This window comes from Pseudoxanthomonas sp. CCNWLW251 (assembly GCF_037402255.1).
Lineage (GTDB): Bacteria > Pseudomonadota > Gammaproteobacteria > Xanthomonadales > Xanthomonadaceae > Pseudoxanthomonas_A.
Genome location: NZ_JBBEGA010000002.1, coordinates 1,218,389 through 1,235,598, shown reverse-complemented (window position 1 = coordinate 1,235,598; position 17,210 = coordinate 1,218,389). Strand labels below are relative to the sequence as shown.

Genomic DNA, 17,210 nt, shown 5'->3' with positions numbered 1-17,210 from the left:
GATGACACCGACCACCGCCCCGGGGCACCGCACGCTCGACATCGGCTTCATGCCGCTGATCGACAGCGCGCCGCTGATCGCCGCGTCGCGGCTGGGCCTGGACCACCGGCACGGGCTGCACCTGCGCCTGCACCGGCAGGCCTCGTGGGCCGCGATCCGCGATCGCGTGCTGTCGGGCGAATTCGATGCGGTCCACGCGATGGCGGCGATGGTCTATGGCGTGCAGACCGGCATCGGCGGACCGCGCGCCGACCTGGCCATCCTGATGGGCCTGAACCAGAACGGCCAGGCGATCACCCTGTCGCCGCTGCTGGCCGAGGCGGTCGCGGCCGGTCGTCCGTTGGCGGATGCCGTGCGCGCGCTGCCGCGCACGCCGGTGTTCGCGCAGACCTTTCCCACCGGCACGCATGCGGTGTGGCTGTATTACTGGCTCGCCGCGAAGGGTGTCGACCCCATGCACGGGATCGACGTGGTGACGCTGCCGCCACCACAGATGCCCGATGCGCTGGCGCGCGGCGAACTGGATGGCTTCTGCGCGGGCGAACCGTGGGGCGCGCAGGCCGAAGCCATCGGCGCGGGACGTCGCGTGATCCGCAGCGGACAGCTCTGGCCGGGGCACCCGGAGAAGGTGCTCGCGTGCCGGCGCGACTTCGCTGCGCTGCAGCCCGAGGTGGCGTTGGCGCTGACGACCACGGTGCTGGAAGCCTGCCGCTGGCTGGACGATCCCGCACACCATGCCGATGTCGTGGCATGGCTGGCGGAGCCCGATGCGATCGGCCTGCCCGCTGACCGCATCGCGGCCTGCCTGCGGCCACGCGACGGCGAACAACCCGGCGAAGGCTTGCGCTTCCACGCGGATGGAGACGCGAATTTCCCGTGGCTGTCCGATGGCCGCGGTTTCCTGCGCCAGTTCCGGCGCTGGGGCTGGTTGCCCTCGGCACGCCATGCCGGCGACGACGACTGGCTGCACGACGTGCATCGCCTGGATACCTACCGGCAGGCGGCACGCACGCTTGGCGTGACGGTGCCCGCGGGCGACGAGCGCCATTGTGTGTTGTTCGACGGCGCGCCCTGGGGCTGAGCCCCGACACGTTTGTCGCGGCGCACGATCGCGGTGCGCCTTTGCACTTGCGGAGTGCGTCGCGCGGGTTACCGGATCGATGGCGCGTGGCGTGTCCAAGCGGAGTTCAACGCTAACGGATTGAATTCTTTCATCATTCACGCCGCGACATCGCAAGCCACGGAATTGGCACGGCGCTTGCGTAGGTAGTCCACATGGGCACAACGGCGTGCCCATCACAACCCGATATCGCGGTAGGGCCAATGGCGGTCCGATCGCGCAGACAACGGCGTCTTTCCGGTGCGAACCGGAAGGCGCCGTTTTTTGTTCCCTCGCTGCAGTCGTCCACCTTGCCGCGGCCGGTGTCCACCGTCCGCGTCCCCACCTGGAGATGGCGTGAATGAACCGATCGTTCTGGCAGGCCGGGCACACGCCCACGCTGTTGTCGGCTTTCCTCTACTTCGACCTGAGTTTCATGGTGTGGTACCTGCTGGGGCCGATGCAGGTGCAGATCGCCGAAGCACTGCAACTGGACACCCAGCAGCGCGCCCTGATGGTGGCGGTGCCGATCCTGTGCGGTGCGTTGCTGCGCCTGGTACTGGGCATCCTTGCGGACCGTATCGGCGCCAAGCGCACCGGCCTGCTGGCGCAGGCGCTGGTGATCGCCGCGCTGCTGTGCGCGTGGAAACTGGGCGTGCATGACGTCCGCCAGGTGCTGCTGCTCGGGATGATGCTGGGTGTCGCGGGCGCATCGTTCGCGGTCGCATTGCCGCTGGCATCGCGCTGGTATCCACCAGAACACCAGGGCACGGCAATGGGCATTGCCGGTGCGGGCAACTCGGGCACCGTGCTGGCGGCGCTGTTCGCACCCGCGCTCGCTGCGGCCTTCGGTTACCAGGCCGTGTTCGGGTTGGCATGCATTCCGCTGGCGCTGACCCTGCTGGTGTTCGCCGCATGCGCGAAGGAGGCGCCCGGGCGGGTGGTGCGCAAAGGGTGGGCCGACTATGGCCGCGTGCTGGTCGGAAACCGCGATGCGTGGTGGTTCATGTTCTTCTACGCGATCACCTTCGGCGGCTTTGCCGGCTTCGCAAGCGCATTGCCCGGCTATTTCCACGACGAGTTCGGTTTCGATCCCAAGCTGGCCGGCTGGGCGACTGCGGCCTGCGTGCTTGCCGGGTCGGCGATGCGTCCACTGGGAGGCGTGATCGCCGATCGCGTCGGCGGCACGCGCACGCTGTTGGCGGTGTATCTGTCGGTGGCGTTGCTGGTCGCGGCGGCCGGCATCGGCATTGGCGGACCGCTGGGCGCGGTCAGCCTGTTCGTGCTGACGTTGCTGTGCCTGGGGGCGGGCAACGGGGCGGTGTTCCAGCTGGTGCCGCAGCGCTTCGGTGCCGACATCGGCGTGATGACCGGGTTGATCGGCATGGCCGGTGGCGTCGGCGGTTTCCTGCTTGCCGCCGGCCTGGGCGTGCTGAAGCAGCAGACCGGCGGATACGGGCTTGGCCTGTGGGGTTTCGCCTGCATCGCCCTGCTCGCATGGGGATTGCTGCGTGGGGTCACCCAGCAGTGGCGCAACCAGTGGGCGGCGCTTGGCGCTGCGCGCGTCTGAGGAGCACGACGATGAAGAAGCCACGGCTAGTGGTGGTGGGCAACGGGATGGCCGGCATCCGCACACTGGAAGAACTGCTGAAGCTGGTGCCGGACATGTACGACATCACCGTGTTCGGTGCGGAGCCGCATCCGAACTACAACCGCATCCTGCTGTCGCCGGTACTCGCGGGCGAACAGGACTTCGACGACATCGTGCTCAATCCGCTGTCGTGGTATGCGGAACATGGCATCCGCCTGCACCTGGGCAAGGAAGTGGTGAAGATCGACCGCGTGCGCCGTTGCGTGGTCGCGGCCGATGGCACGGAGGCCGAGTACGACCGCCTGCTGCTCGCGACCGGCTCGCTGCCCTTCATCCTTCCGGTTCCCGGCAAGGACCTGAAGGGCGTGATTGGCTATCGCGACATCCACGACACGCAGACGATGATCGATGCCGCGAAGGTGAAGCGGCATGCGGTGGTGATCGGCGGCGGCCTGCTGGGGCTGGAGGCTGCCAATGGACTGAAGTTGCGCGGCATGGACGTGACCGTGGTGCACCTGGCTGGCTGGCTGCTGGAGCGCCAGCTCGATCCGGTCGCGGGCGCGTTGCTGGAAACCTCGTTGAAGGCGCGCGGCCTGCAGTTCCGCCTGGATACCTCGACCAGTGCGCTGATCGGGAATGCCGATGGAGAGGTCGTCGCCGTGCGCTTCTCCGACGGCGAGGAAATCCCTGCCGACCTGGTGGTGATGGCGGCTGGCATCCGCCCCAACACGGCGCTGGCGCAGGCGGCAGGCATCCATTGCAATCGCGGCATCGTGGTCAACGACACGTTGCAGACGTTCGATCCGCGTGTGTATGCGGTAGGCGAGTGCGCCAGTCATCGCGGCATCGCCTACGGGCTGGTCGCGCCGCTGTTCGAGCAGGCCAAGATCTGCGCGAACCACCTGGCTACCTACGGCATCGGCATCTACAAGGGCTCGGCGGTGTCGACCAAGCTCAAGGTCACCGGCATCGATCTGTTCTCGGCCGGCGATTTCATGGGCGGCGAGGGCACCGAGGAGATCGTGCTGTCCGATCCGGCGGGTGGCCTGTACAAGCGGCTGGTGATCCGCGACGACAAGCTGGTGGGCGCCTGCCTGTACGGCGACACCGGCGATGGCGGCTGGTACTTCAAGCTGATCAAGGACGGCGCTGGCATCGATGATCGCCGCGACCAACTGGTGTTCGGCGAGAAGGCACTGGGCGACGCCGGCACGGCAGGCCAGGACCGTGCGGCCAGCATGGCCGACAGCGATGAAGTCTGCGGCTGCAACGGCGTGTGCAAGGGCACGCTGGTCAAGGCGGTGCGCGAACAGGGCCTGTTCACCGTCGACGAGGTGAAGAAGCACACCAAGGCGGCCAGCTCCTGCGGCTCATGTACGGGGCTGGTGGAGCAGATCCTGATGAACTGCCTAGGTTCCAATTTCCAGGAAACGCCGAAGACCAAGGCCGTCTGCGGGTGCACCGACCTGAGCCATGGCGAGGTGCGACAGGCGATCCGCGAGCACCGGCTGGTGACGCACGCGCAGGCCTACGCGTTCATGGGCTGGCGGTCGCCGAATGGCTGCGCCACCTGCCGGCCCGCGATCAACTACTACATGCTTTCGACGTGGCCGCGCGAAGCGGTCGACGACCCGCAAAGCCGCTTCATCAACGAGCGCGCGCACGCCAACATCCAGAAGGACGGCACGTTCTCGGTGATCCCGCAGATGAAGGGCGGGGTGACCAACGCCTCCGAGTTGCGGCGCATCGCCGACGTCGCCGACAAGTACGCCATCCCGATGGTCAAGGTCACCGGCGGCCAGCGCATCGACCTGCTGGGTGTAAAGAAGGAGGACCTGGTCGAGGTGTGGCGCGACCTCGACATGAAGTCCGGGCACGCCTACGGCAAGTCGATCCGCACAGTGAAGACCTGCGTCGGCAGCGAGTTCTGTCGCTTCGGCACGCAGAACAGTACGCAGATGGGCATCGACCTGGAGACGGTGCTGGCCAACATGTGGAGCCCGCACAAGGTGAAACTGGCGGTGTCCGGCTGCCCGCGCAACTGCGCCGAATCGGGCATCAAGGACGTGGGCATCATCGCGGTGGAATCAGGCTGGGAAATCCACGTGGGTGGCAACGGCGGCATCAAGACCGAAGTCGCACGCTTCCTGGTGAAAGTGAGGACCGCCGAGGAGGTGAAGGAGTACACGGGCGCCTTCCTGCAGTTGTACCGCGAGCAGGCCTACTACCTCGACCGCACCGTGCACTACATCGACCGCGTGGGGCTGGACTACGTGAAGCAGCAGGTGGTCGACGACGCGGCCAACCGCCGCGCCCTGTTCGAGCGCTTGCTGTTCGCGCTCGAAGGGCTGCCGGATCCGTGGGCCGCACGCATCGCCGGCACGCAGGCGCGCGAGTATGCACCGCTGCGGCTGGATCGCCAGATCCCCGTCATGGTGGAGGACTGACATGGGCGTCATCATGTCGTGGGTCGAGGTGTGCGCGCTGGATGACATCCCGGTGCTGGGCGCGCGTGTGCTGGTGCGCGCAGGGCAGGACGACATCGCCCTGTTCCGCCCCGCCGAGGACCGCGTGTTCGCGCTCGCCGACCGCTGCCCGCACAAGGGTGGACCGCTGTCGCAGGGCATCGTGGCCGGCGACACCGTGACCTGTCCGTTGCACGCATGGCAGATCGCGCTGGACAGTGGCCAGGCATGCGCACCCGACGTGGGATGCGCGCGCCGTTTCGACGCGGAAGTGCGTGACGGCATGGTCTGGCTCTGCCTGGCGGCAGCGTCCGACATCCAGGCTGCAGCGGCGGAGGCGTTGGCCTGATGGACGGCGCCGGCACAGTCAGTGTGCGCCGGACGACGCGTTCGACCTGCTGCTACTGCGGTGTCGGTTGCGGTGTGCTGATCCAGACGGAGCATGATGCCGGCGGCGAACGCATCATCGGCGTGGAAGGCGATCCTGCACATCCGGCCAACCGGGGTCGCCTCTGCAGCAAGGGCCTTGCGCTGGCCGACAGCGCACGCAGCTCGCAGGGGCGTGCATTGCTGCCGGAGTTGCGCCATCACCGCGGCGAGGAACGTCGTCCGGTCGACTGGGGTCTCGCGCTCGACACGGTCGCCGACCGGCTGGCGGACATCATCGCGCGGCACGGGCCGGACAGCGTGGCGTTCTATCTGTCGGGCCAGTTGCTGACCGAGGACTACTACGTCTTCAACAAGTTGGCGAAGGGACTCATCGGCACCAACAACATCGACACCAATTCGCGCTTGTGCATGTCCAGTGCGGTGACGGCCTACAAGCTGGCGTTCGGCGCCGACGGCCCGCCCACCTGCTACGACGACCTGGAAGCGGCGAAGACGGTGCTGTTCGCCGGCAGCAATACGGCGTATGCGCACCCGGTGCTGTACCGGCGTCTGGAAGAGGCGCGCGCGCGCGACCCTGATGTGCGCTGGATCGTGGTGGACCCGCGCCGCACCGATACCGCCGCGATGGCCGACCTGCACCTGGCGATCCAGCCCGGCACGGACGTGGCATTGTTCAACGGCATGCTGCATCACCTGGTGTGGGAAGGCTGCATCGATGCGGACTTCATCGACGCGCACACCACGGGCTTCGCCGACCTCAAGCAGCTGCTGCGCGACTACACGCCGCGCATGTCCGCGGACATCTGCGGTATTCCGGTGGCCGACCTTGTCACTGCGGCCGAATGGTTCGGTCGCAGCCGCGCGGCGCTGTCGCTGTACTGCATGGGCCTGAACCAGTCGGTCCACGGCACGGACAAGAATCTCGCGCTGATCCACCTGCACCTGGCCACGCGGCAGCTCGGTCGTCCCGGCGCGGGTCCGTTCTCGCTGACCGGCCAGCCCAATGCGATGGGGGGCCGTGAAGTCGGCGGCATGGCCACGATGCTGGCGGCGCACCGCGAGATCGCCAGCGATGGCGACCGTGCCGAGCTGGAAGCGCTGTGGCGCTTGCCGGCCGGTCACTTGTCCGCGCAGCCGGGGCTCGCGGCGGTGGAGCTGTTCGAGGGCCTGCGCAGCGGGAAGGTCAAGGCGGTGTGGATCGCCTGTACCAATCCGGTGCACTCCATGCCCGACATCGGCCGCGTGCGCGAAGCATTGCAGCGCGCCGAGTACGTGATCGTGCAGGACGCTTTCCGCGGCACGGACACCGTGCCCTTCGCCGACGTGCTGCTGCCGGCGGCGACGTGGGGCGAAAAGGACGGCACGGTGACCAACTCCGAGCGCTGCGTGACGCGCGTGCGCGCCGCGGTGCCGCCACCGGGGCAGGCGAAGGCGGATTTCTGGATCGCACGCGAAGTCGCACGCCGGCTGGAGGCGAGGCTGACGATGCCGGGCGCGCCGGCATTGTTCGATTTCGACGATGCCGGCGCTGCGTTCGACGAGCACTGCCGCCTGACCGCAGGGCGTGATCTGGACATGAGCGGCCTGGATCATGCGCGCCTGGATGCCGGTGGGCCGCAGCAGTGGCCGTTCCCCGCCGGTGCCGTGCAGGGACAGGCGCGCCGCTATGAAGATGGCCGCTTCGCCACGCCGGACGGACGCGCGCGCTTCCATGCCACGCCGTACAGGCCGGTCGCCGAGCCGACGTCCGCGCGTTTTCCGCTGCGCCTGCTCACCGGCCGCCTGCGCGACCAGTGGCATGGCATGTCGCGCACCGGTCGGGTGCCGGCATTGTTCGCGCATGCGCCGGAGCCGGGTCTGCGCATGCATCCGGAGGACGCGGCGCGGCGCGGACTGAAGACAGGCGAGCTGGTGCGCGTGGCCAGCAAGCGCGGCGAACTGGTGCTGCCGCTGGAATTGTCCGACGAGATGGGCTCGGGCACGGTGTTCGCGGCGATGCACTGGAATGGCCAGTTCCTGTCCAGCGGCGGCATCAACGAAGTCAGCCTGCCCGCCGTCGATGCACGTTCGCGGCAGCCGGAACTCAAGCATGCGGCGGTGCGCGTGGAGCGTGCGGACTTCGGCTGGCACCTGCTCGCCGCGCGCCGCGGCGATGCGCTGGCGATGCGCGCCGCCGTGCAGCCCCTGCTCACTCAATGCGGCTACGCCGCGCTCAGCCTGCAGGCAGAGGCCAACGCATCCGACGGTGTTGCATGGCTGGTGGTGCGCGCGGCGTCCGCGTCTGCTTTTCCGCAGCCATGGCTGGCGGCGCTGGAGTCGGCGCTGGCGCTCCGCACCGGGCCGGACACGCTGGAATACCGCGATGCGCGACGCGGCCTGTTGCGCCGCGTCGCGTGGCGCGAGCACGTGCAGGACAGCTTCATCGATGGTCTGCAGTGGATCGACACGCAACCCGCCGCACAGGCCGCGTCGCTGTTGGCGACGGCCATCGCGGGCCAGTCCTGGCAGGCGACGCGCCTGTCCGCGTTCGCCGGCGCCCCCGTGCAGGCACGCGACCCCATCGTCTGCGTCTGCCGGCAAGTGGGCGAATCCGCCATCCGCGCGCAAGTGAAAGCCGGCGCGGATGTCGCGGACCTCAAGCGTGAGCTCGGGTGTGGAACCGTGTGCGGCTCCTGCCTGCCGCAACTCCATCGCCTTGCCGCCGTGCCGGCACGCGCGTGACATCAACCACCCTCTGAGGATGCCGATGCACAACGACTCCCTTCGCATGCGCCAACCGGCCGAAGTGGTGCTGCTGTCGGCAGGTCCGGGCGACCTGGACCTGCTGACCCTCAAGGCCGTCAAGGCGTTGGCCGCCGCGGACGTGCTGCTGCTGGACGAACTGGTCGACCCGCAGATCGTCACGCTCGCGCCGTACGCGCGCGTGGTGCGCGTGGGCAAGCGGGCCGGATGCCGTTCCACCCCGCAGGCCTTCATCTGCCGGCTGATGCGCCGTTACGCACTGCAGGGCTTGAACGTGGTGCGCGTGAAGGGCGGCGATGCGTTGATGTTCGGGCGCGCGGGCGAAGAGATCGCATTCCTGCGTGCGGCGGATGTGGGCGTGCGTATCGTCAACGGCGTCAGCGCGGCCTTCGCGGCGGCGGCGGCGCTGGGCGTGTCGCTGACCCATCGGGAGCATTGCCACGGGGTCACCTTCGTCACCGCGCATACGCACGACCACGGCGAGCCGGATTGGGCGGCGCTGGCGCGCAGCGGTACCACGCTGGCCATCTACATGGGCATGTCGCGGCTCGCATCGTTGGCGGCGGGGCTGCTGCCGCACCTGCGCGCGGACACGCCCGTCGCCATTGTGCAGGGCGCCAGCCGCGGGGATGAACGGCGCGAGCTGACCACATTGCAGGCCCTGCGTGATGCGCCGCCGGTGTTCGACGCGCGGCAGCCCGGCGTGGTCCTGGTGGGGCCCGCACTGGCGGAGGCATTGCACGTCGCGGGGCACGTGGAGCCTGCCGCCGGGGCGATGGCGGTCTGCGGCTGAGCACCGCATGCCTGTGTGGCGGTGATTGGCAATCGCCGCGCGCGCGCACTAGGCTGTCGACGATCCGCCGTCGGCCTTCAGGGAACGGCCGACGAAGTCGCGGCATGGACAGGGAGGCGCAGTGATCGGATACCACGAGGCGTTGGCGCGGATGCGGGAGGGCGCGCGCCTGCTCGCCGTACAGCAGGTCGCGCTCGCCGCAGCGACAGGTCGCGTGCTGGGCCGTGACGTGGTGAGCGCCATCGCGTTGCCGCCGTTCGACAATGCGGCGATGGACGGCGTTGCGCTTGCAGCGGGCGGACAGCCACAGGCCGCCGGGAGCGAGTGGGAGATCGCGGCACGCATCGGCGCGGGCGACATGCCGCGGGACGATGCGGCATCCGCATGGGAGATCATGACCGGCGCGCCGCTTCCTGCGCGCGCGGACATCGTGGTGCCGGTGGAGCGCATCGAGGCACTCGCCGTGCGGGACGCAGGGGCACCGCGCATCCGTCTGCTGGCGCAGGCCGAGCCGGGCGCGAACATCCGGCGCCGGGGCGAAGACGTACCGGCGGGATGCGTGGTGCTGAAGCAGGGCACGTTCGTCGGCGACGCACAGATGTTGCTGCTCGCCGGGCTCGGTATCGATCGGGTCGACGTGGCGCGCCGTCCGCGCGTTGCGGTACTGGCGACGGGCCGCGAACTGGTAGCGCCGGGCCAGCCGTTGCCGCCGGGCGGCATCCATGACGCGACCTCGCCTTATCTCGCCGCTGCCTTGGCGACTGCGGGCGCGGAAGCCGTCCGCGTCGTGCGCGTCGGCGATGAAGTGGCGGATTTCCTGGCTGCGCTCGATACGGCGCTGGCGGACGGTGTCGACCTGGTGCTGAGTACCGGCGCGGTGTCCAAGGGCCACTACGACTTCATTCCGTCCGCACTGGATGCGCGCGGCGCGGAGCGGCGTTTCCACGGCGTGGCGTTGCGCCCCGGTAAGCCGGTGTTCTGTGCGCGGTTGCGCGAGGGGCCCTTGTTCGTCGGCCTGCCGGGCAATCCGCTGTCGACGGCGGTGGGCTTCCGCTTCCTGGTCGAGCCACTGCTGCGCGCATGGCTGGGCATGTCCGTGGAACAGGAATGCCGGTTGCCGCTCGCCACCGCATGCAGCAAACGTGCCGGGGTGCATGCCGCCTTCCATGCCACGCTGCGCTGCGATGGGGAAGGATGCATGCGCGTGCATGTCGACGTGGCGCAGGCCTCGTTCCGTCTGCTGCCTTTCTCGCGATCTTCCGCATGGATCAGCCTGCCTGCCGAAGCGGAGCACGTCGAAGCAGGCACGCTCGTGCAGGTGCATGGCTACAGCCATCTGCGGCCCCCGCCGTGGATCCCGGCATGAATCGGCCGTTGCCCACGTGGCGTGCCGTCCTGCTTGCAGGTGGGCGATCGTCGCGGATGGGCACGGACAAGGCACTGCTGCCATGGGGCGACGGCACGTTGCTGACGCACATGCAGGCATTGCTGCGGACGGCGGGCGCACGCGAGGTCATCGTCAGTGGCGATCGTCCCGGTTTCGACAGCGTGCCGGACACGCAGCCCGATACCGGTCCGATGGGCGCACTGGCACAACTCGCTCCCCGCCTGCGGGACGGCGCCTGGATCGTGGTGCCGGTGGACATGCCGCTGCTGTCGTCTGGATTGCTGCAGGCGCTGATGCGAACGGACGCGGATTGCGCCTGCGTGGAAGCGCATGCCCTGCCGATGGCATTGCGCCTGGATGCCGGCGTGCGCGCCACGCTGGAGGAGATCGGTGGCCTCACGGGACGTGCGTGCTCGCTGCGCGCGCTGCAGCAGCGATTGCACACCGTCCATCTGCCGTCATCGCCATGGAAGCAGGTGCTGCGCAACTGCAATACGCCGGAAGACTGGGTTGCGCTGCAGCATCCGATGTCCTGAGTATCGCCTTCCGATGACCGGGACAGGGCCACTACGCGAATGTGATAGCCTGCAGCCGCAGCATCGTCGCACCAGTACCCACCCGCAAGGTAGGCAACATGGAGCAGAGCGAAGGATCAGCCGTTGCGAGCAAACAGCAGGAGCGCACCGCGTTCCTGTTGCTGACGATGGTCATCTTCCCGTTGATGGCCGTGCTGATCGTGGCGGGATACGGCTTCCTCGTGTGGATGTGGCAGCTGCTGTTCGCCGGTCCGCCGACGGGACCCTGAGCGATGGACGATGTCCGCTCGATTTCACGTCGTGCCCTGCTGTTCGGCCGCGCGGCGCCCATACCGGCATCCGTCGTCTTCCGTCCGCCCTGGGCCAGGCCCGAGGCTGAATTCACGCGTGCCTGCACGCGCTGCGATGCCTGCGTGCGGCAGTGCCCGCAGCAGGTGCTGGTGCGTGGCGCGGACGGCCTGCCGCGTTTCGACGCGACGGCGGGCGAATGCACGTTCTGCGGCGAATGCGTGGCCGCCTGCGACAGCGACGCGTTCGCTCCTTCCCTCGATCCCCCGTGGATCCTCCTGGCCCAGGTGGCGGATCGCTGTCTGTCCGCGCACGGCGTGGTCTGTGCCAGTTGCCACGACGTGTGTCCCGCGTCCGCCATCCACGTGCCGCCCGCGGCCCGGGGCGCGGCCACCGTCGACGCGGAACGATGCACGGGCTGCGGTGCCTGCGTCGGCACGTGTCCCGTGGATGCCATCACCCTGCAGCACGCACAGGCCACGGAGGCCATCGCATGAGCCCGCCAGGCCCTGAACCCGAAATCCACATCGCCAGCTTCGTGGTCCAGCACCGCGAAAGCGCATCCAAGGCGCTCGCCGCAATGATCGACACGCACGACGATCTCGAACTCGCACTGGCCGGCGATACGCGCAGCGTGGTGATCTGCGAATCCGCCGACCGCCATGCGGTGATGGAGCGCGTGGACCAGCTGCAGTCGGTGCCGGGGGTGTTGAACGTGCTGCTGGTCTACCACCATGCCGAGCCCGCGCATGCGCTCGACGAGCCCCTTCCCAGCCTCTCCATCCTGTCCGCGACCGGAGCCACGCCATGAGCACACGCCGCGAGTTCATCCGCCACAGCGCGCTGGCGACGGCCGCGGCGGCTGCCGGGCTGCCGCTTGCCGGCAGCGGCAGCAACGTGGTCACCGAAGGCGACCGGACGACGCTGAAGTGGGACAAGGCGCCGTGCCGCTACTGCGGCACGGGCTGCGGGGTGAATGTCGCCGTGAAGGAGGGGCGCGTGGTGGCCACCCACGGCGACGTGCATGCGGAAGTAAATCGCGGCATCAACTGCGTGAAGGGCTACTTCCTGTCCAAGATCCTGTACGGCGCCGACCGCCTGACCCAGCCGCTGCTGCGCAAGAAGAACGGCGTGTACGCCAAGGATGGCGACTTCACCGCCGTGAGCTGGGACGAGGCCTTCGACGTGATGGCCGCGCAGTTCAAGCGCGTGCTCAAGGAGAAAGGCAGCGACGCCATCGGCATGTTCGGCTCGGGCCAGTGGACGATCTTCGAGGGTTATGCCGCCAACAAGCTGATGAAGGCCGGGTTCCGCAGCAACCACATCGATCCGAACGCGCGCCACTGCATGGCGTCGGCCGTGGCGGGGTTCATGCGGACCTTCGGCATGGACGAACCGATGGGCTGCTACGACGACATCGAGGCCGCCGATGCGTTCGTGCTGTGGGGCTCCAACATGGCCGAAATGCATCCGATCCTGTGGACCCGGGTGACGGACCGGCGGCTTTCGCACCCGCACGTGAAGGTGGTGGTGATGTCCACCTTCGAGCACCGCAGCTTCGAGCTGGCCGACATTCCGATCATCTTCAAGCCGCAGACCGACCTGGTCATCCTCAACTACATCGCCAACCACATCATCCGCACCGGCAAGGTCAACCAGGCGTTCGTCGACAGGCACACCACGTTCAAGCGCGGCAACGACGACATCGGCTACGGCCTGCGCCCGGAACATCCGTTGGAGGTCAAGGCGAAGAACGCCAAGGACCCGAACGGCGGGCAGCCGATCAGCTTCGAGGAGTTCGCCGCCTTCGTCGCGCCATACACGCTGGACAAGGCCGTCGAGATGACCGGCGCGGAGCGTGGCTGGCTGGAACAGTTGGCCGAGCTGTACGCGGACCCGAAGACGAAGGTGATGTCGTTCTGGACCATGGGTTTCAACCAGCACACGCGCGGTGTGTGGGCCAACAACATGGTCTACAACATCCACCTGCTGACCGGGAAGATCGCCACCCCGGGCAACAGCCCGTTCTCGCTGACCGGCCAGCCGTCCGCCTGCGGCACGGCGCGTGAAGTGGGCACTTTCAGCCACCGCCTGCCGGCCGACATGGTGGTGACGAACCCTGAGCACCGGAAGCACGCCGAGGAGATCTGGAAGCTTCCGCAGGGTACCGTCAATCCGAAGGTCGGCTATCACGCGGTCGAACAGAACCGCGCGCTGAAGGACGGCAAGCTCAACGCGTACTGGGTGATGGTCAACAACAACATGCAGGCCGCCGCGAACCTGCGCGAGGAGACCTGGCCGGGCTACCGCAACCCGGACAACTTCATCGTCGTGTCCGATGCCTATCCCACGGTGACCGCACAGGCGGCGGACCTGATCCTGCCGGCGGCGATGTGGGTGGAGAAGGAGGGTGCCTACGGCAACGCCGAGCGACGCACCCAGTTCTGGCATCAACTCGTGAAAGCGCCCGGCGAGGCGCGCTCGGACCTGTGGCAGCTGATGGAGTTCTCCAGGCGCTTCACCACCGACGAGTGCTGGCCGGCCGACCTGCTGGCCGCGAACCCGCAGTACAAGGGCAAGACGCTGTTCGACGTGCTGTACCGCAACGGCAACGTGGACAGGTTCCCCACGACCGACATCGAAGCCGGCTACGCCAACGACGAGTCCGCGCTGTTCGGGTTCTACGTGCACAAGGGGCTGTTCGAGGAGTACGCCGCGTTCGGTCGCGGCCACGGCCACGACCTGGCGCCGTTCGACGACTACCACAAGGCGCGCGGCCTGCGCTGGCCGGTGGTGAAGGGCCAGGAGACGCGCTGGCGCTATCGCGAGGGCGCCGATCCGTACGTCAAGCCGGGCAAGGGCTTCGAGTTCTACGGCAACAAGGACGGCAGGGCGGTGATCTGGGCGCTGCCGTACGAGCCGGCCGCCGAATCGCCGGATGACGAGTTCGACCTGTGGCTGGTCACTGGCCGCGTGCTGGAGCACTGGCATTCGGGGTCGATGACGATGCGCGTGCCGGAGTTGTACAAGGCGTTTCCGGCGGCGGTGGTGTTCATGAACCCGGACGATGCGAAGGCGCGCGGGCTCAAGCGCGGTGACGAGATCATCGTTGCGTCGCGGCGGGGCGAGATGCGCTCGCGCGTGGAGACGCGCGGCCGCAACCGGATGCCGCGCGGGCTGGTGTTCGTGCCGTGGTTCGATGCCGGGCAGCTGATCAACAAGGTCACGCTGGACGCGACCGATCCGATTTCCAAGCAGACCGACTACAAGAAGTGCGCCGTCAGAGTCGTGGCCGCCTAGGAGTACGCCCGTGCAGAACAAGCATCTCTGGATCGCGGTTGGGCTGACCGTCGCCCTGATGGCGCTGGTCTTCGTGGCGGGATGGATGACAGGTCGCCCGGACCGGCACGAAGCGCCGGTGACGGCGGTATCCACGCCCGTGGACGCGCGCGCGGTCTTCGTGCCCGGCGCGGGTCAGATCGATGCCCTCCGCCGCGGCGTGCCGGTGGACAAGGAGGGCCATCCCCCGCCGATGGCGCACGTGGAGAACGCCGACCTGAAGCGTGCGCGCGCCTACCCGATGCAGCCGCCGACCATCCCGCATGCGATCGACGGCTACCAGGTCGACAGGAACAGCAACCGCTGCATGCTGTGCCACGCCCGCGCCAACGCGGCCACCTTCCAGGCGCCGCCGGTCAGCGTGACGCACTACATGGATCGCGACGACCAGTTCCTGGCGACCATCTCGCCGCGACGCTACTTCTGCAACCAGTGCCATGTCGTGCAGACCGATGCGCCGGTGCTGGTGGCGAACCAGTTCCGCGACATCGACAGCGTGCTGTCGCCGCCGCCGGCCGCGAAGGAGTAGCCCATGTGGTCACGGACCAAGCAGCGGGTGTCGGGCCTGTGGCGCACGTTGCGCCTGCCCAGCCGCCATTACAGCCTGGGTTTCCTGACGGTGGCCGGGTTCCTGGCGGGGGTGATGTTCTGGGGCGGGTTCAACACCGCGCTGGAGGCGACCAACACCGAGGCGTTCTGCACCAGCTGCCACGAAATGCAGGACAACGTCTTCGAGGAACTGAAGACCACCATCCACTACACCAACCGCTCGGGCGTCCGCGCGACCTGCCCCGATTGCCACGTGCCGCACAACTGGACCGACAAGATCGCGCGCAAGATGCAGGCATCGAAGGAGGTCTGGGGCAAGCTCTTCGGCACCATCAACACGCGCGAGAAATTCCTGGACGAGCGCCTGATCCTGGCCACGCACGAGTGGAACAGGCTGAAGGCGAACGATTCGCTGGAGTGCCGCAACTGCCACGACTACGATTCGATGGACCTGACCCGCCAGGGCTCGCGCGCGGCGCAGGTGCACAAGCTGTGGCTCGGCACCGGCAAGAAAACCTGCATCGACTGCCACAAGGGCGTCGCGCACCACCTGCCCGACATGACGGGCGTGCCGCAGGGGTGATGGCCTACAGCCGCGCGGCTTCGGCGCGGGCGCGGATCTCGGCGAAGGTCCAGTCGCGCAGCAGGCGGCCATCTTCCCACACGGTGACCATGGCGTCCTCGTAGCCGGCGGGTTTTTCCACGTCATCGAGCGATGCGGCGGCCGGTGGCACGGGCACGGTACGGAAGCCGCCGTACTCGCGGTGCAGCAGCAGCGTCATCCGGCCACGCTTGCTCTGCTTGCCCTTGTCGGTGACGGGATCCTTGTAGACGTCGATCCATGCACCGTCGACGCGCGCGGCGGAGCACTTCAGCGCGAACTTCTGCGTGTCGCGGTCGAGACGCTGCAGCAATGCACCGCCCATGCCGAAGGCGAGGTTGTCGGTGGCGTAGCCGGCACTGGTGATGCGTTCCAGGATCGCGCGCAGGCTGGTGGGGTTGATGCCGTCGCCCTGGATCACACGCACATGGTTGAGCACCCGGTAGCCCTTGCCATTGACCGTGTGGCCGAAGGCGTCGTCCAGCAGTTCCAGGCACTGGTGCACCACTGCGACCGGGTCGCCGGAATCGGGGCGGATCACCACCGTCGCGCCCGATGCGATCACCTCCTGCCGCAACGTGGTACCCCAGTGTTCCCTGATGGCATGGAAGATGTCGTAGCTGTCCGACACCACCGCCACGATCGCGCCGGGCTTCGCGAACTGCCGCAGCATGTTGCGGTAGGCATCCACCTCGTGTTCGCGGCCCCAGCTGGTGATCGTGCTGTGTTCGGCCGCCGGGATCGAAAAGCCGGCCATCGGCTCGTGGTAATGCGCTTTCGCCAGCACCAGGCCCGACACGGTGTCGGTACCGAGGAAGTTGACCAGGTGCGCCGCGCCGCCGAGGGCGGCGGACTCGACGCTCGAGACGCCGCGGCTGCCGAAGTCGTGCAGCTTGAAGGGCAGCTGGCCGGCCGGATCGTCGCTGGTGCGTTCGAGGAACTGCCGGATCGTCTGCTTGGCGTGCCAGCTGATGGTGGCCACGGTGATCGGGTACCAGATCCGCAGCAGCATCGTCTCGACGTACGACGGAACCCAGAATGCCTGCGGATCCGTGGATTCGATCGTCATCAGCGCCTGGTGCGTGGGCACCACCGTGCCTTCGGGCACGGCGCGGATGCGGAGGGGCAGGTGGCCGCCATTGCGGTCCACGATGTCGCGCCAGCCGGCCTCGTTGAACGGCTCGCCGTGCGCGGCGAAGACGTCGCGCGCCTGGTCCACGTCGGCGTGGGTCACGGGGTGCGCCAGGTACTCCTTCAGGATTGCCTGCAGGCCGAAGAACACCGTGCGGTCATGGATGCCGCCGCGCGATTCCACGTAGAAGAACGTGGCGTCGGTGCCTGGCGGGTACTGCAGCCAGTGGCTGGCCTTGTAGCTGTCGGTGTTGAGCAGGAGGTTGCTCAGGCATCGCATGGCGGGGGTTCCGCGACCG

The 17,210-nt window shown here is 68.1% G+C and carries 15 protein-coding genes; 14 read left to right on the top strand and 1 reads right to left on the bottom strand.

Annotation, left to right across the window (positions count from 1 at the left end; genetic code table 11):
- The first annotated feature begins 1 nt into the window (after position 1).
- The 14 genes from WBN46_RS12855 to WBN46_RS12790 all read left to right on the top strand — a co-directional run bounded on the left by WBN46_RS12855 (position 2) and on the right by WBN46_RS12790 (position 15,762).
- On the top strand, positions 2-1,081 hold the full coding sequence (locus WBN46_RS12855) for a CmpA/NrtA family ABC transporter substrate-binding protein (RefSeq protein ID WP_337731855.1): 1,080 nt from the start codon (positions 2-4) through the stop codon (positions 1,079-1,081).
- A gap of 418 nt (positions 1,082-1,499) precedes the next feature.
- Positions 1,500-2,669, top strand: a complete 1,170-nt coding sequence (locus WBN46_RS12850) for a nitrate/nitrite transporter (protein ID WP_337731932.1) — start codon at positions 1,500-1,502, stop codon at positions 2,667-2,669.
- 11 nt (positions 2,670-2,680) lie between these two features.
- A complete protein-coding gene (nirB, locus tag WBN46_RS12845; RefSeq protein WP_337731854.1) occupies positions 2,681-5,137 on the top strand; it encodes a nitrite reductase large subunit NirB in 2,457 nt (818 codons plus the stop codon).
- Between the two features lie 13 nt (positions 5,138-5,150).
- The gene (nirD, locus tag WBN46_RS12840; RefSeq protein WP_337731931.1) at positions 5,151-5,504 is read left to right on the top strand and encodes a nitrite reductase small subunit NirD; all 354 of its coding nucleotides are present in this window, start codon (positions 5,151-5,153) and stop codon (positions 5,502-5,504) included.
- On the top strand, positions 5,504-8,266 hold the full coding sequence (locus tag WBN46_RS12835; protein WP_337731853.1) for a molybdopterin-dependent oxidoreductase: 2,763 nt from the start codon (positions 5,504-5,506) through the stop codon (positions 8,264-8,266). The genes nirD and WBN46_RS12835 overlap by 1 nt, the downstream gene beginning before the upstream one ends.
- Positions 8,267-8,330: 64 nt before the next feature.
- The gene (gene cobA / locus WBN46_RS12830; RefSeq protein ID WP_337731930.1) at positions 8,331-9,080 is read left to right on the top strand and encodes a uroporphyrinogen-III C-methyltransferase; all 750 of its coding nucleotides are present in this window, start codon (positions 8,331-8,333) and stop codon (positions 9,078-9,080) included.
- Positions 9,081-9,201: 121 nt separating this feature from the next.
- On the top strand, positions 9,202-10,446 hold the full coding sequence (locus WBN46_RS12825) for a molybdopterin molybdotransferase MoeA (protein WP_337731852.1): 1,245 nt from the start codon (positions 9,202-9,204) through the stop codon (positions 10,444-10,446).
- Complete coding sequence (locus WBN46_RS12820) at positions 10,443-11,003, top strand: molybdenum cofactor guanylyltransferase (RefSeq protein WP_337731851.1); 561 nt, start codon at positions 10,443-10,445, stop codon at positions 11,001-11,003. Before WBN46_RS12825 ends, WBN46_RS12820 begins: the two co-directional genes overlap by 4 nt.
- Before the next feature lie 98 nt (positions 11,004-11,101).
- Entirely contained in the window at positions 11,102-11,272 is a 171-nt protein-coding gene (locus tag WBN46_RS12815; RefSeq protein WP_337731850.1) for a periplasmic nitrate reductase, NapE protein, read from the top strand.
- A 3-nt stretch (positions 11,273-11,275) separates the two neighbouring features.
- Complete coding sequence (gene napF, locus WBN46_RS12810; protein WP_337731849.1) at positions 11,276-11,788, top strand: ferredoxin-type protein NapF; 513 nt, start codon at positions 11,276-11,278, stop codon at positions 11,786-11,788.
- The gene (locus tag WBN46_RS12805; RefSeq protein WP_337731848.1) at positions 11,785-12,102 is read left to right on the top strand and encodes a chaperone NapD; all 318 of its coding nucleotides are present in this window, start codon (positions 11,785-11,787) and stop codon (positions 12,100-12,102) included. Before napF ends, WBN46_RS12805 begins: the two co-directional genes overlap by 4 nt.
- Positions 12,099-14,591 carry a periplasmic nitrate reductase subunit alpha gene (napA, locus tag WBN46_RS12800; protein WP_337731847.1) on the top strand — a complete coding sequence of 831 codons (2,493 nt, stop codon included), beginning with the start codon at positions 12,099-12,101 and terminating at the stop codon, positions 14,589-14,591. The genes WBN46_RS12805 and napA overlap by 4 nt, the downstream gene beginning before the upstream one ends.
- Before the next feature lie 10 nt (positions 14,592-14,601).
- The gene (locus tag WBN46_RS12795) at positions 14,602-15,159 is read left to right on the top strand and encodes a nitrate reductase cytochrome c-type subunit (protein ID WP_337731846.1); all 558 of its coding nucleotides are present in this window, start codon (positions 14,602-14,604) and stop codon (positions 15,157-15,159) included.
- Between the two features lie 3 nt (positions 15,160-15,162).
- Positions 15,163-15,762 (top strand): NapC/NirT family cytochrome c, encoded by a 600-nt coding sequence (locus WBN46_RS12790; RefSeq protein WP_337731845.1) that lies wholly within the window; start codon positions 15,163-15,165, stop codon positions 15,760-15,762.
- A gap of 4 nt (positions 15,763-15,766) precedes the next feature.
- Here the strand turns inward: WBN46_RS12790 and WBN46_RS12785 are convergent, their stop codons facing one another.
- Complete coding sequence (locus WBN46_RS12785; RefSeq protein WP_337731844.1) at positions 15,767-17,191, bottom strand: nicotinate phosphoribosyltransferase; 1,425 nt, start codon at positions 17,189-17,191, stop codon at positions 15,767-15,769.
- Positions 17,192-17,210 lie beyond the last annotated feature (19 nt).